The following is a 13,840-nucleotide window of genomic DNA, read 5'->3' as shown; positions in this document are numbered from 1 at the left end:
GGATCGTGGAACCACAGGACGAGGATGATGATCAGGCCGAACGGCCTGAGCGATTCTCGAGATACTCCTCTTTGGCGTTTCTCGGAGTGCGGGTCTCAGACGCGAATGCGGTGGCGATGTCTCGCGCCTGGGCGGTTCCGGCGGTTCGGTTATCGGCGTTGTGCTCACCCTCGACGTCGTAGATGAGGTGGCTTTCGACATCTGTGATTCCGCAGTAGGCGAAGATGCCGATGTCGAGTTGGGCGTGCATCGCTTCCCCATACCCGTATTTGTCATACGTGCGCTGCTTGGAACCGCCGACTCCGAGGAGTGCTGCCGGTACGCGGGGGAGGAGCCCGGTCAGCGGCTCCTTGCCTCTGTCGGCAACACCCGCACCGTACTGATAGGCCCAGTCGCCGGTGAAGACCCGTTCGATCCACCCCTTCATCAGCGCCGGCATCGACCACCAGTAGACCGGGAACACGAACGCCAATCGGTCTGCGGCCTCAACCCGCTGGTGCATATCGGCGATGCCGGACGGGATCGGACCGCCCCAGAAGTGGGTGTGGTCCGCCTCGGTGAATCGTGGGTCGAAGTCCTCGTCGTGGAGGTCGAGGACATCGATCGAGTGATCTGCGGCCTCGAACGGTTCGTGGAAGGCATCCATCACCGCTCCCGGGTAGCTCGTGCGGATCGGGTGGGCGAAGACGGTCAGCAGGTGCAGGGATCTCCTCTCATCAGCACGGCGCTCGCCGCGCTGCGGGCCGCAGCGATTGTCCGCGGGCCCAGGTATGAGGCTGTCGATGTTGCTCCCTCGAAAATGATGAGCAGCTCATCGCTCAACGTGTCGTCATCACGGCCGAGCTCGTTGACGACGAGGCGGCCGATGAGCTCACGTAGTCGTCGCCGATATTCCGCGACCACAGTGGAGACCTCAGCCCCGGCGCTCAGCGCATCGGCTTCTCCTTGAGCACGCAGGAACAGGCAGCCACGGGCACCTTCTGCTTCGATCCATCGTTCAAGGTCAGTGAGCAGCTCGTCGAAGGTCGACGCCGTGCATGCGCTGAAAAAGCGCTCCATCCGGGCCGCGAGGACGGCGATTGTGAGTCCGGCCTTGCTGCCCAGATGCTTGTACAGGGTCCTTGTGGAGACGTTGGCCGCCTCGGTGAGGGTGTCCATGCCGGTCGCGGCGAAGCCGTTCCGGTCGAAGACGGGCTCACAGCTGGCGACGATGTCGGTGCGTGTCGTGGGCATGTCAATTACTGTACAACGAACGTTTTACTTTGGCGAGGTCCGGAGACGGCACGACCGGATGCGCGGTGGTCAAACTGTGGTCAAAGGTCTGATGAACATGCCGCTGGAATGAGGGGAAACCCCGGTGGAGGTGACGATTTCGGGTGACCTGGCGGCGGTGTTGGTCTATGCTGGCCAAGTTGCCGGAAGCGACCCACAAGGTCGAAGCTCGCTCTTGTGCGTGCCGCTTCTGCACTGCGCATGGTCGCCGATTCCTTCACAAAGGGGTCAGGGCACGCATCATCGCAGACGTCACCGCACTAACCTTCGCGTGGCCTTCAGTCCTGACCGAGCGCTGTCTCGAGCACTATTCGGTGCACGAGCAGTGATCGACGAAATTCGATGACAGCACTGGTTCTCAGCCGGCCGTCACACGACCTTAAGGGATCAATTATGACGACTACGACCGAAACTGCCGCAGAGTCGGCACAGACCTCTGCTCCTGCCATCACCGATGGGGAGATCTTCGCCGCACACGAAGGCGGAAAACTCTCCGCCGAGCTCACTCGACCGCTCGAGACCCAGCGCGATCTCTCGATCGCCTACACGCCCGGCGTGGCCAAGGTCTGCACTGCGATCAAGGACGAGCCGGAATTGGCTCGCACCCACACCTGGACCGGCCGCCTCGTCGCCGTCATCTCCGACGGCTCGGCTGTGCTCGGCCTCGGTGACATCGGCCCCAAGGCCTCTCTGCCCGTCATGGAGGGCAAGTGCGCGCTGTTCAAGAGCTTCAGCGGACTCAACGCGATCCCGATCGTGCTTGATACCAACGACACCGACGAGATCGTCGAGACCATTGTCCGCATGGCTCCGACGTTCGGCGCCGTCAACCTCGAAGACATTTCCGCGCCTCGCTGCTTCGAGATCGAGGACCGCGTCAAGGCCGCCCTCGACATTCCCGTCATGCACGATGACCAGCACGGAACCGCCGTCGTCGTGCTCGCCGCGCTGACAAATGCGTTGCGCGTGGTCGACAAGCCATTCGAGTCGCTGCGTGTCGTCGTCTCAGGTGCCGGTGCCGCCGGTGTGGCCGTCGTCAAGATTCTGCGTGATGCCGGTGTCGACGACGTCGTCGTCCTCGACTCCAAGGGCGTCGTGGAAGCCGGCCGCAGCGATCTCACCGAAACGAAGCAGGCACTCGCCGCCGAGACGAACCCACGGGCCATCTCCGGCGGAATCGACACAGCGCTGAACGGTGCCGATGCGTTCATCGGAGTCTCCGGCGGCACCATCGACGAGGCGCACTTGTCGCAGATGGCTGATGACGCGATCATCTTCGCCCTGTCCAACCCGAACCCGGAAGTTCTGCCCGACATTGCTGCGAAGTACGCCACAGTGGTGGCCACCGGTCGCAGCGACTTCCCGAATCAGATCAATAACGTCCTCGCGTTTCCCGGGATCTTCCGCGGGGCCCTGGACGTGGGAGCCACCGACATCACAGACGCGATGAAGCTCGCCGCTGCGCGTGCCATCGCGGACCTGGTCGGCGACGACCTGCGCCCGGATTACATCGTGCCCGGTGCGATGGACGAGCGAGTTGCTCCTGCCGTGGCTGCTGCGGTTGAGGCGGCTGCGGATGCCGAAGGCGTCGCGAGGCGCTGACTCGGCCTTCGATGAGATCAGGGCTTCGGGCTCGGCGGGCAGATGCCCTCCGAGCCCGAAGCTCTTTCTGGTGTCTGTGATCGCCGGGCCCCTGGGAGGGCGGATCGATCGAGGCTGACGAGGTCAGTCGTCAGTGACGGTGATTGTGACCTCGATGTTTCCGCGTGTGGCATTGGAATACGGGCAGACTTTGTGAGCCTTGTCGGCCAACGCCTGGGCCTCGGTCTGTTCCAGGTGAGGGAGAGTGACCTCGAGTACGACGGCGAGCTGGAAGCCGCCCTCATCGTTCTTGCCGATGCTCACCTGTGCCCCGACGGCGGAGTCGTCGATATTGGCCTTGGCCTGTCCGGCGACGAGGCGAAGGGCCGAGTGGAAGCACGCGGCATAGCCGACGGCGAAGAGCTGTTCCGGGTTCGTGCCTTCGCCGGACCCTCCCATCTCGGTTGGGGTGGCGAGGTCGACGTTGACCTTTCCGTCGCTTGTGCGTCCGTGCCCGTCGCGTCCTTCTCCTGTGGCCAGCGCTTCCGCGGTGTAGAGAGCCTTCATGTTCAGTCCTTTCATCGGTGATGCATTGTGTGGTGTGTCGTGGGGGCCTCGCGGAGATTACGCGTCAGTGATTGCAATGCGTCGAGCAGATCCGACATGTTGTCGGTGTCGATCTTCGTGCGTTCGGCCAGCTCGCGAGGAATGCAATCGGCATCGGCCCTGGCGGCTGCTCCTCGCGACGTGAGATTGACGAACACGCTGCGCGAGTCCGCTGCCGAGCGTCGGCGGGTGACGAACCCGAGACCCTCGAGGCGGGTCAGCAGCGGCGACAGGGTTCCCGAATCGAGCTGCAGTCGTGAACCCAGCTCCTTGACCGCGAGGCCTGTGTTCCTTGTCCCGGGGTCGTGGTTCGGTTCGGCTCTGTTGTCCTGCGACGAGTTCCCCGAAAGGCAGTGCTCCCATAGGGCCAACATCACCAGGTACTGCGGATAGGTGATGCCGAGATCGTCGAGGAGATCACGGTAGGTCGAGGTCATCGTTCGAGAGGCCGAGTAGAGGGCGAAGCAGAGCTGCCTGTCGAGTGCGAGCGGGTCCATGCTTTAATGGTTGCACACAATTAAATTGTGCACAACTCAAATTTTGAACCGCTGATTCCCAGGCGGATGCTGATGGGACCGATCGGGGGCCGGCTGCTTCGAACAGTGCCTGCATGCGTGCAAGTTCCTGTCAGCACACAAACGGGCGCCAGTGCGAAATTTCGCACTGGCGCCCGTCTACACATATCAGGCGGTCGTTTCAGAAGACCTGCTGCAGGCTGTTCGCCTCAGGCATCGTCGGCGGGCGAATTCCAGTCCTCGGTGCGCGCCTGCTGGGCGGCGCGGTCGAGGACCGACTGCGTGTCAGCACGTGCGCTCTGCGCCGCCTTCGACACAGACTGCTGCTGAGACTGGGGCCCGGTGGCTCCGTGCAGCCCAGTGGTGTTCTTCGCATCCTCGGATGCGTTGGCCGCGAAGAGAGTGTTCCTGATCTCCTGCGTCATCTCGCCCAGGCCGCCCGGGTTTGAGGGCATGAACAGCACATTCGAGCGGCCCTCCTGGGCCACGTTCTGCATGGTGTCGAAGTACTGGGTCATCATGAGCAGCTGCTCGGCGGTTTTGTCGATGCCCACTTCCTGCAGCTTCGCGTACTGTTCGGCGATACCTTCGGCAATGGCCTTACGCTGAGCGGCCACGCCCACGCCGTGCAGTCGCATCGCTTCGGATTCGGCCTGAGCTTGGGTGACTCGCTTGATCTTGTCGGCCTCGGCCAGGGACTGCGCGGCGACCTTATCGCGCTGTGCGGCATTGATCGAGTTCATGGAGTCGCGCACCTTCGAGTCCGGGGTGATGTCCGTGACCAGGGTGCTCACGATCTTGAACCCGTACCGGCGCATCGATTCCGAGAGGCGACGTTCGACGTTTTCAGCGATATCGTCCTTCGACTCGAACGCCGTGTCCAGGGTCAGTCCCGACAGGGCAGAGCGCACGGTGTCGAAGACATAGGAACGGATCTGCTCCTCGGAGTTCGCCAGCTTGTAGTAGGCGTCGGTGACATTGTCCTCTTCGACGACATACTGCACAGCCACCGGCACGGTGACGAAGACGTTGTCGCTCGTCTTCGACTCGATGTTGACCTCAAGCTGCTGAACGCGCAGCGATATCGGCTTGCTGGTGGTTTCGACGAGCGGCATCTTGAAGTTCAGGCCCGGCTTCGCAACCTTCTTGAATTTGCCGAATCGCTCGACGATGATGTTCTCCTGCGTCTTGACCGTGAAGAACAAGCTGGTCCTCAGCTTGCCGAACAGCAGTACGGCAAGAATGAGGACGATGACGATAACGACGATGACGCCGCCGGTGAGAATTTCCATGGCTCCTCCGAGCTTGGGTAGGTGCGGTGCTTCGGACAACATCTGTTGCTGACCACTCTAGTGACAACGGCGGGTGCTGTGTCAGGGTTCTCAAAATCAATCGGTGGCAGTACATCTGATGTCAGACGTATAATGGAATTCCGGTGCGAATCGATCTGTGGAGGGCGAGGATGGCGAAGACGACGACATCTGATCGGATCAAGGATCTCATCCTCTCCGATGGACTCAGGCCCGGCGATCTCCTGCCCACCGAAGGGGAACTGTGCGAGCGCCTCGGCGTCTCCCGATCGAATGTCAGGGAAGCCATCCGCAAGCTGTCGACGCTCGACATCGTCGACGTCCGGCACGGGCACGGAACCTACGTCGGCGAGATGTCTCTCGACGCGCTCGTCGAGGCACTGGTCTTCCGCGGCGTGCTCAGCCCCGGCGATGACTTGCGAGCACTGCGGGACGTCGTCGAAGTCCGCCGGGCCCTCGACTTCGGAATGTCCGAGGCGATAGTGAGAAGTCTGCAGGGGACAACGAACCCTGAGCTCTCAGCGCTTGTCGGCGACATGGTCGCCATGGCCAAGGAAGGGCGATCGTTTCCCCAGCAGGACCGGGCCTTCCACACGGGGCTGCTGTCGGCCTTGGACAATTCGCTCGTCGGCCAGCTCGTCGCCGCTTTCTGGGACGTGCACACGGCAGTGCTTCCCCGGCTCAACGTCGCCGTGGCCGCCGATCTGGAGCAGACCGCAAAAGCGCACGGTCAGATGCTCGAGGCGGCTCAGGCCGGAGATGTCGAAGCCTTCCACGCCGCGATCACAGTCCACTATGATCCGATTGCCCGAGCCCTCGACCGCGACGTCGATTGAGAGAAGAGAACTGATGGAAGTCATCATCGCCCCTGACCACGAGCTGTCGACGCTGGTCGCCAACGCAATCGAGACCCTCGTGCGCGAGGAGCCCTCACCCGTGCTTGGTCTGGCCACCGGGTCGAGCCCGCTCAGCGTCTACGACGAGCTGGCACGGCGCCACGAACAGGACGGACTCTCATTCGCCGAGGTGCGCGGCTTCATGCTCGACGAATATGTGGGGCTGCCGGCCTCGCATCCGCAGCGCTACCGCAACGTCATCGACAACGAATTCGTCTCCCGCGTGGACTTCGCGAAGGGTGCGGTGCAGGGCCCGGATGGGACGGCTGAAGACCTCAGTGCCGCCTCGGCGGAGTATGACCGTGCCATCGCCGAGGCGGGGGGAGTAGACCTGCAGATCCTCGGCATCGGCACTGACGGTCACCTCGCCTTCAACGAACCTGGATCGTCCCTGTCCTCACGGACGCGGGTGAAGACATTGGCCCGGCAGACGCGGATCGACAATGCTCGCTTCTTCGATGATGATGTCGACGCAGTCCCGCAGCATTGTCTGACTCAGGGCCTGGGGACGATTCTCGAGGCCCGGCACCTCGTGCTCATCGCCACCGGCGGTCATAAGGCAGAGGCCGTGCATCAGATGGTCGAGGGCCCGATCTCATCGATGTGGCCGGCCACCGTGTTGCAGATGCATCCCCATGTCACGATCCTCGTCGACGACGAGGCCGCCTCACGGTTGCAGTTGGGCGACTACTACCGACACACCTACGCGAGCAGACTCGACGGACAGAGGCTCTGAGCTCAGAGCTCGCCGTCAGCGAGACCGGCAGTCAGCGAGACTCGCAGGCGTCGACGAACCAGGACGTGATCGTCGTCGGGTGCGTGATCGCCGTACCCACGACCACAGCCTCGGCGCCGGCGGTCAAGGTCGCTGCCGCATCGGCCGGTGAATGGATGCGACCTTCGGCGATAAGCATCGGTCCCAGCTCCGCCGCCCGGATCTCGGCGAGGAGTTCGAGGTCGGGTCCCGTGGTCTTCGGGCGCTCGCCCGAATAGCCAGCCAGGGTGGTGCCGATGAGGTCCGCACCGGCTTTGGCCGCACCGCGTGCATCCTCGAGACTGCCGCAATCGGCCATGACCAGGGAGTTCGTCTCCGCATGCAGGCGGGCGATGGTCTGCAACAAGGTCAGTCCGTCCGGGCGTGCCCGGCGAGTGCCATCGAGGGCAACCACATGAGCGCCAGCCAGAGCCACGGCGTGGGCATGTTGATAGGTCGGTGTGATGACGACGTCGGAGGAACCGTCCTTCCACAGACCGATGATCGGAGTCTCCACGGCCGATCGGGTGGCCTGGATGTCGCTGATGCCTTGGATGCGCACCGCGGCCGCACCGCCGCGCACGGCGGAGGCAGCGACCTGGGCCATCGTCCGCGGATCGCGCATGGGTTCACCCGGGTAGGCCTGGGCCGAGACGATGAGGCGTCCGCGCAGGGTATCGAGGATCTCCTGTCTGGTGAACATCACTGAGTCTCCTTGCCAGTCAGCGTCCTGGTCATCTCGTCTGACCACAGGCTCGCGGCGCCGATGAGGGCGGCGTCTGGTCCCAATTGTGCCTGTCGCAGGGCCAGGCCGCCGACGGCGGGGATGAGTTCGCGGTCGAAGGCTTCGCGCACAGGCCTCCACCACAGCTCGCCGCTGCCGGCAAGGCCGCCGCCGATGACGATCACGTCGGGGGAGAGCACATTGGCCACTCCGCCCAGAACCGAGCCGAGTGCGGCTCCGGCCTGCGCAAACACCTCATCGGCGATGACGTCCCCGGAGTGTGCGGCCTCGGCCAGTTCACGGGTCGAGGACACCTCCGCGCTGCCGCCGTGGCGTCGATAGGCGCCGAGTACGGCGGGACCTGAGGCGATCGCCTCCACATGTCCTTCGCCCCCGCAGGGGCAGGGCAGCCCCTGGGCTGCGGCGACGGGAAGGTGACCGATGTGTCCTGCCGCAGAGTTCCGGCCGGTGAGCATACGGCCTTCGGTGATGAAGCCACCGCCGATGCCCGTGCCCGCGGCGACGAGCAGCGAGCTGCGGGTTCCTCGAGCTGCCCCAGCGATGGATTCGCCGAGCGCATGAGCGTGCACATCGTTGACGACCCGCGTCTCGAGATCGAGGCGATCGCTGAGCCCATCGCCCACCCGGGTCCCGGCCCAACCAGCGAGGGAATCGGTGGCGGAGACGACGGTCCCCGTCTCCGGGTCGATGACTCCGGCAGACCCGACCCCGACCCTCCAGCGGTGAACCTTCCCAGCACCGAGCGGCTCCTCGGTGTCGCGGATGACCCCGCGGACCACCTCGGCGATGGAGTCCAGGATTGCCGAACTCCCAGCGCGTGCAGGCGTCGGGACCTGAAGGAGGTGGCCGAGGACGCCGCCGATGACGGACCCGGCACGGATCTTCGTGCCTCCGACGTCGACGGCGACGATGGCAGCTGAGGTCACAGAAGCCCCTCGGCGGAGATGACCTCCCTGACGCGGTTGGTCTCCTCTGCATCGAGTGCGAGCATCGGCTCGGCCATACGGTTGGAGCCGATGACACCCATGAGCTGCAGGGCCGTCTTGAATGCCCCGAGGCCGGCAGCACCGGGGGAGACGCGTCCGGGAGTGGGCGCGGCGGTGATCTGGAACAGTCGTGCCAGGCGATCCTGTTCGTCTACAACGGTGGCCCAGTCGCCGGCTCTGGCAGCGTCGAAGAGTCGAACGTATCCGGCCGGGTCCACATTGCCCAGGCCCGGAACGATGCCGGCGGCACCGCCGAGAAGCGCACCGTCGGCGACCACCTCATGGCCGGTGAAGACCGCGAAGTCGGGCTGCCCCTTGGTCTCGATGAGCAGGCGACGGAAGGACACGTCATCGGCCGAGGAATCCTTGACTCCGGCGAGGACGCCCTCCTTGGCGAGTCGGACCGTGACCTCGTGCGGCAGCTTCGTGTGAGTGCGCACAGGGACGTCGTAGGCGAAGACCGGAACGTCGAGGCGTTCGGTGACCGTGCGGAAATGCTGCTCGATCTCGGCGGCATCGGAGAGTGCGTAGAAGGGGGTGGTGACGACGGCGGCGTCACCACCGATCGACAGCAGGCGCTTCGCCTCGTCGAGGACCCGGCCCGTCGTCTGCTCACTGATCCCGACCAGAACTGGGGCCCGACCACCGGCGGCCTCGATGGCCGTGCTCAGCACCTGATCGCGTTCGCTCGACGTGAGATAGGGGACCTCACCCGAGGAGCCGAGTGCGAAGATGCCGTGTACCCCACCGTCGATGAGGTGGTCGACGAGGGACGCGGTGCCCTCGCGGTCCAGCTCTCCGCGCTCTGTGCGCGGGGTCAGCAGTGGAGGGATGATGCCGTGGAACTCATTCATGTTCGTGTCCTTGCTTGGTGGTGCTGCTTGCCCCCGCCGAGGCTGTCGCCGGGGAGGTTGAGATGCGACGTGTGTACTGGTCACGTTTGCCGTAGATCGTCAGTGCGGTCACGTCGTGGTCGGCCCGAGCGCTTCGGGATCCGGTGAACAGGGAGATGACATAGCCGAAGACGACGGCGCCGACGAAGGCGACGGCCGAGACCGCGAAGGGTGTCAGACCCGCCACGTCCTGGACGTACCAGGCGACGGCAGCACCGAGGATGAGGCCGCTGAGGACTCCGGCGCTGTTGGCACGTTTGGTGAAGATGCCGAGTGCGAAGACTCCGGCGAGAGGAACCCCGAAGAGGCCGGTGATGGACAGGAAGAGGTCCCAAGTCTGGGCCTGGTCCGTTGCCGACAGGTAGAGGGCGACCCCGACCGAGAGTGCTCCGACGATGACGATGACGAGTCGGGAGAAGCCGACGCCGGTGCGGGCAAGACCGCTCTTGGGCGGGAAGAACCGATCCCTGATATCGACGGTGACGCAGGCCGAGATCGAATTCAGGCTCGAGGAGATCGTCGACTGGGCGGCAGCGAAGATCGCGGCGATGAGCAGACCCGAGATGCCCGCCGGCAGGGCCGTAACAGCGAAGTAGGGCACAAGGGCCGAGGTGTTGAACCCCTCAGGGAGAGCCTCGGCATGTTGGTAGTAGCTGTAGAGGACCGTGCCGATTCCGTAGAACAGAGGAATCGTCAGCAGGGCGAGGAATCCGTTGACGATGAGGGATCGGATCGTGGCCTTGGGTGAATCGGTCGTCTGGTAGCGCTGCACCACGTCCTGGCTGGCGGTGTACTGGTGGAGATTGTTGAAGACCGAGCCGAGGAAGACGATCGGGATGGCCGCTGCCGCGCCGCCGAACTTCCAGTTGTCTGCCGAGATGAACTTGTCGTCCGCGGCTGCGTCGGCGGCCACAGTGGCCAGACCCCCGTCGAGCGCGGCGATGCCGAAGACGAGGATCACGGCGGCGCCGACGAGGAGGATGATTCCCTGGACCACATCTGACCAGATGACGCCTTCGATGCCGCCGAGGAAGGTGTAGACCACGGAGAGAACGCCGACCGCAGCAGCGACGACAACAGGGCTGATATCGGTGACCGAGCTGATGGCCAGTGTGGGCAGGTAGATGACGATGGCCACACGTCCGATGTGGAAGAGCACGAACAGGAGTGATCCGAGGACACGAATGGTGGGCCCGAAGCGTTCCTCGAGGTATTCGTAGGCGGTGGTGACGTCGAGCTTGCGGAAGAAGGGGATGTAGAACAGGACGAGCAGCGGCACGATCGCGAAGATGGCGATGTTGCCCGCGGCATAGGACCAGTCCGTGAGGAAGGCCTGTTCAGGGGTCGACATGTAGGTGATGGCCGACAGAGTTGTGGCATAGATGCTGAAGCCTGCCGCCCACGCCGGAATGCGACCGTTGGCCTTGAAGAAGGAATCGGTTCCGGCGCTCGCCCTACGGGTGAACCAGACCGCGATTCCCAGCGTTGCCAGCAGATAGATGATGATCACGGCCCAATTCAGGCCGCCGAGTCCCGGAGCGTCCATGCTCCCTCCTCCACAGAAAGACCGAACGGGAATGCGTCAGTGCCAAATCCCGACTGATACATAAGACGTATGATGTCCTACGTTGCAAAGGTACGCGAATGGGTCCCTGCGCACAAGCCTTCCTGCTCACGGGCCCTCCTGAGCAACCCCTCAAGACTGAGACAGCGCGCATGTGGGAAGATTGAAGGCGTGTCGAAAATTCTTGAGATCCTGACCCCGGAGGGTCTGCCGCCGCTGGCCGAACGCCCTGGTGTCTCCTTCATCATGCCGGTCCTCAACGAGGCCGAGCACATCGCCAAAGCGATCACCACGATCCTGGCCCAAGACTACGAGGGAGACAAGGAAATCGTCCTCGCCCTCGGGCCCTCGACCGATGATACGAACCGCATCATCGCGGACATGGCGGCCAACGATCCGAGGATCCAGACCGTCGACAATCCGCAGGCGGCTACGCCGATCGGCCTCAACCTGGCCATCGCCGCGACTCATCACCCGGTCATCATCCGCGTGGACGCACACTCCGGGCTGCGCACCGACTATACGAAGCAGGCCATCGACACCCTGCGTCAGACCAAGGCCGCGAACTGCGGCGGGCTCATGCTCGCCCGCGGTCGGACTTCCTTCCAGAAGGCTGTCGCGCGAGCCTATATGTCACCTGTCGGATTGGGTGGTCCTGCCTACCATTCCGGTGACGAAGCGGGCGAGGCCGAGTCGGCCTACCTCGGCGTGTATCGACGTGAGGTCTTCGACCACCTCGGCGGGTTCGATGAAGGCATCAAACGCGGACAGGACTGGGAGCTCAATCTGCGCATCCGCACCGCAGGCGGGCGCATCTGGTTCAACCCGAATATGGAGGTCACGTACTGGCCGCGGGATTCCTGGTCGAAGATCGCCCAGCAGTTCTGGGCCACCGGCATCTGGCGCGCCGAGCTCATCCGTCGCTACGGATCGGCCAACTCGCTGCGCTACTTCGCACCACCGATACTGGTCCTCGGAATGGCCGCCAGCGTCATCGAAGCCCTCCTGCAGCTCACGGGGCGCACGAAGACATGGCCGAAATTCCTGCGCCGCTTCACCTCTCTGGTCCACGTTCCCAGCCTGGGATACGTATCGGCAATACTGGCGACCGCCTCGGCGGCTAAGGACTGCGGGCGACGCGAACGCGCCTGGTTCGGGCTCATCCTGCCCACCATGCACCTGTGCTGGGGTGCCGGGTTCCTGCGGGGCCTGGTCACCGGCGCCGGATCGACGAAAGACGGCAGTCGTTGAGCAAGAAGAATCGTCGCTACGGTCGCAGTGAACGTGAACAGAACAAGCGGTCTCAGGCCAACGGCCCGCAGTCGCCCGAAGAGCCGTTCGATCAGCCGGTCGACACCGGACGCGATGCGGTGCCCGAGCGACCAGCACCGAAGAAATTCAACGCACCGCTGTGGGCCGGCATCATCGTCGTCATCGCGGTCGTCGCCGTCCTCGGGTTCAACATGTTCAGCAGCAAGGACCACCTGACCGTGGACTCGCTCAACAAGCCCGTGGTCGCCGCTCTCGACGGCGGTTCCGAGGTGTACCCGGCGAACTCCACATTCGCCTTCACAGAGAACGCGAAGTTCGGGTACCTGCCCGCACCGACCCTGTCGGAACTCGGCGATGGCACTATCGTCGCCGCGGATCCGACGTCCGCGCCCAAGGCGATGGAGCTCAAAGACGACCTGGCCTCGCTGGATCGTGATTCGTTCCTGGGCCAGGACATTAAGCCTCCGCGCAAGAACACCGCCCCCGGTGAGCCCATCACGTGGGACCAGATGGTCGATGAGATGGCTGGAGCCACCGTGCTCATGCCCCTGATCGAATCACCCGAGGTAGCAACCCCAGTGCTGAAGAAGATCGCCGAGGCGGACATCGCCGATTCGACGATCGTGCGCACCGATGATGCCGAGGTCGCCAAGGCCGCATCCGACGCCGAGGTGGCCGTGATGTTCACCGGCGACTATTCCTCAAGTTCGCCCGAGGACTTGGAGAAGTCGGGTTACAGCATGGTTGCCGTCGAACCTGATGCGGTGAGCACCTGGACCGAGTCGAATCTCAAGGTCTGGGCCACCGGAGTCAAGGACGAGAAGCAACTGAAGGAACTTGCCGATGCTGGAATCTTCGGAGCCCTGAGCACCAACCCGTATTCCATCCAACCCTCAGAAGTGAAGTCCAACTGAAACCCTGCACGAGACCAATGATCAGGAGATGACATGACACAGCCCATCGGCAACCCATCGCACATCGGGAACCTCGACGCCGCGCAGCTCGGCCCCCAGCCGACCTACCTGCCCGATGACCACGCGGACGTTGACGCCAAGAAGCGCCTCGACGCCGGCGAAGAGCCCATCGACATCGTCGCCAGCCTGCCCGCCTCATCCCTGGCCTGGGCGATCCTGGCCGATGAAGCACACAGCGAGGGCCGCCTCGTCGACTCCTACGCCTATGCCCGCGTCGGTTACCACCGTGGTCTCGATTCGCTGCGTGCTGCCGGATGGCGCGGTGCCGGTCCGATCCCGTGGAAGCATGAGATCAACCGCGGATTTCTGCGCGCGCTCAACGCTCTGGGCCGTGCCGCCGGTGCGATCGGCGAAGGTGAAGAGGCTGCTCGGATCGAAGAGTTCCTGCGCTCGTCCGACCCAGCTGCCATCGATGCGATTGCAGCAGGGGAGTAGGGGCTCTTCAGAAGAAGAACTCTTTATCGCGAGAGGG

The 13,840-nt window shown here is 63.9% G+C and carries 15 protein-coding genes; 6 read left to right on the top strand and 9 right to left on the bottom strand.

Annotation, left to right across the window (positions count from 1 at the left end):
- Window positions 1-31 precede the first annotated feature (31 nt).
- Complete coding sequence (locus HU144_RS00405; protein WP_442862669.1) at window positions 32-673, bottom strand: NAD(P)H-dependent oxidoreductase; 642 nt, start codon at window positions 671-673, stop codon at window positions 32-34.
- 17 nt (window positions 674-690) lie between these two features.
- A complete protein-coding gene (locus HU144_RS00400) occupies window positions 691-1,233 on the bottom strand; it encodes a TetR/AcrR family transcriptional regulator (protein WP_235349623.1) in 543 nt (180 codons plus the stop codon).
- 432 nt (window positions 1,234-1,665) lie between these two features.
- On the opposite strand from HU144_RS00400, the gene HU144_RS00395 reads away from it, so the two are divergent.
- Window positions 1,666-2,874 carry an NAD(P)-dependent malic enzyme gene (locus tag HU144_RS00395; RefSeq protein ID WP_235349622.1) on the top strand — a complete coding sequence of 403 codons (1,209 nt, stop codon included), beginning with the start codon at window positions 1,666-1,668 and terminating at the stop codon, window positions 2,872-2,874.
- 123 nt (window positions 2,875-2,997) lie between these two features.
- Here HU144_RS00395 and HU144_RS00390 read toward each other — a convergent pair whose 3' ends face one another.
- From HU144_RS00390 to HU144_RS00380, 3 genes are all read right to left on the bottom strand, one after another.
- Window positions 2,998-3,420, bottom strand: coding sequence for an organic hydroperoxide resistance protein (locus HU144_RS00390; RefSeq protein ID WP_235349621.1), 423 nt, complete (start codon window positions 3,418-3,420; stop codon window positions 2,998-3,000).
- 11 nt (window positions 3,421-3,431) lie between these two features.
- A complete protein-coding gene (locus HU144_RS00385; protein ID WP_235349620.1) occupies window positions 3,432-3,956 on the bottom strand; it encodes a MarR family winged helix-turn-helix transcriptional regulator in 525 nt (174 codons plus the stop codon).
- A gap of 227 nt (window positions 3,957-4,183) precedes the next feature.
- Entirely contained in the window at window positions 4,184-5,266 is a 1,083-nt protein-coding gene (locus tag HU144_RS00380; RefSeq protein ID WP_235349619.1) for an SPFH domain-containing protein, read from the bottom strand.
- A gap of 170 nt (window positions 5,267-5,436) precedes the next feature.
- Between HU144_RS00380 and HU144_RS00375 the strand changes: the two genes are divergently transcribed.
- Window positions 5,437-6,120: a FadR/GntR family transcriptional regulator gene (locus tag HU144_RS00375; RefSeq protein WP_235349618.1), complete on the top strand. Its 684-nt coding sequence runs from the start codon at window positions 5,437-5,439 to the stop codon at window positions 6,118-6,120.
- Window positions 6,121-6,133: 13 nt separating this feature from the next.
- Window positions 6,134-6,916 (top strand): glucosamine-6-phosphate deaminase, encoded by a 783-nt coding sequence (gene nagB, locus HU144_RS00370; RefSeq protein ID WP_235349617.1) that lies wholly within the window; start codon window positions 6,134-6,136, stop codon window positions 6,914-6,916.
- Window positions 6,917-6,947: 31 nt separating this feature from the next.
- On the opposite strand, the gene HU144_RS00365 is transcribed toward nagB, so the two are convergent.
- From HU144_RS00365 to HU144_RS00350, 4 genes are read right to left on the bottom strand one after another with little or no spacing between them, the layout of a single operon-like run.
- Window positions 6,948-7,637: an N-acetylmannosamine-6-phosphate 2-epimerase gene (locus HU144_RS00365; protein ID WP_235349616.1), complete on the bottom strand. Its 690-nt coding sequence runs from the start codon at window positions 7,635-7,637 to the stop codon at window positions 6,948-6,950.
- Window positions 7,637-8,605 (bottom strand): ROK family protein, encoded by a 969-nt coding sequence (locus HU144_RS00360; protein ID WP_235349615.1) that lies wholly within the window; start codon window positions 8,603-8,605, stop codon window positions 7,637-7,639. Before HU144_RS00360 ends, HU144_RS00365 begins: the two co-directional genes overlap by 1 nt.
- Window positions 8,602-9,519 (bottom strand): dihydrodipicolinate synthase family protein, encoded by a 918-nt coding sequence (locus HU144_RS00355; RefSeq protein WP_235349614.1) that lies wholly within the window; start codon window positions 9,517-9,519, stop codon window positions 8,602-8,604. Before HU144_RS00355 ends, HU144_RS00360 begins: the two co-directional genes overlap by 4 nt.
- On the bottom strand, window positions 9,512-11,104 hold the full coding sequence (locus HU144_RS00350; RefSeq protein WP_235349613.1) for a sodium:solute symporter: 1,593 nt from the start codon (window positions 11,102-11,104) through the stop codon (window positions 9,512-9,514). Before HU144_RS00350 ends, HU144_RS00355 begins: the two co-directional genes overlap by 8 nt.
- A gap of 189 nt (window positions 11,105-11,293) precedes the next feature.
- Here HU144_RS00350 and HU144_RS00345 point away from each other — a divergent pair, with 189 nt between their 5' ends.
- Genes HU144_RS00345 through HU144_RS00335 form a run of 3 tightly spaced genes read left to right on the top strand, consistent with a single transcriptional unit; the run spans window position 11,294 to window position 13,803 of the window.
- Complete coding sequence (locus HU144_RS00345) at window positions 11,294-12,373, top strand: glycosyltransferase family 2 protein (protein ID WP_235349612.1); 1,080 nt, start codon at window positions 11,294-11,296, stop codon at window positions 12,371-12,373.
- Window positions 12,370-13,308: a hypothetical protein gene (locus tag HU144_RS00340; protein ID WP_235349611.1), complete on the top strand. Its 939-nt coding sequence runs from the start codon at window positions 12,370-12,372 to the stop codon at window positions 13,306-13,308. Before HU144_RS00345 ends, HU144_RS00340 begins: the two co-directional genes overlap by 4 nt.
- A gap of 33 nt (window positions 13,309-13,341) precedes the next feature.
- The gene (locus tag HU144_RS00335) at window positions 13,342-13,803 is read left to right on the top strand and encodes a DUF3151 domain-containing protein (protein ID WP_235349610.1); all 462 of its coding nucleotides are present in this window, start codon (window positions 13,342-13,344) and stop codon (window positions 13,801-13,803) included.
- Window positions 13,804-13,840: the final 37 nt, after the last annotated feature.

It is taken from the genome of Brevibacterium sp. UCMA 11752 (assembly GCF_021532235.1).
Taxonomy (GTDB): Bacteria; Actinomycetota; Actinomycetes; order Actinomycetales; family Brevibacteriaceae; genus Brevibacterium; species Brevibacterium antiquum.
This window is presented reverse-complemented; position numbering and strand designations above follow the sequence as displayed.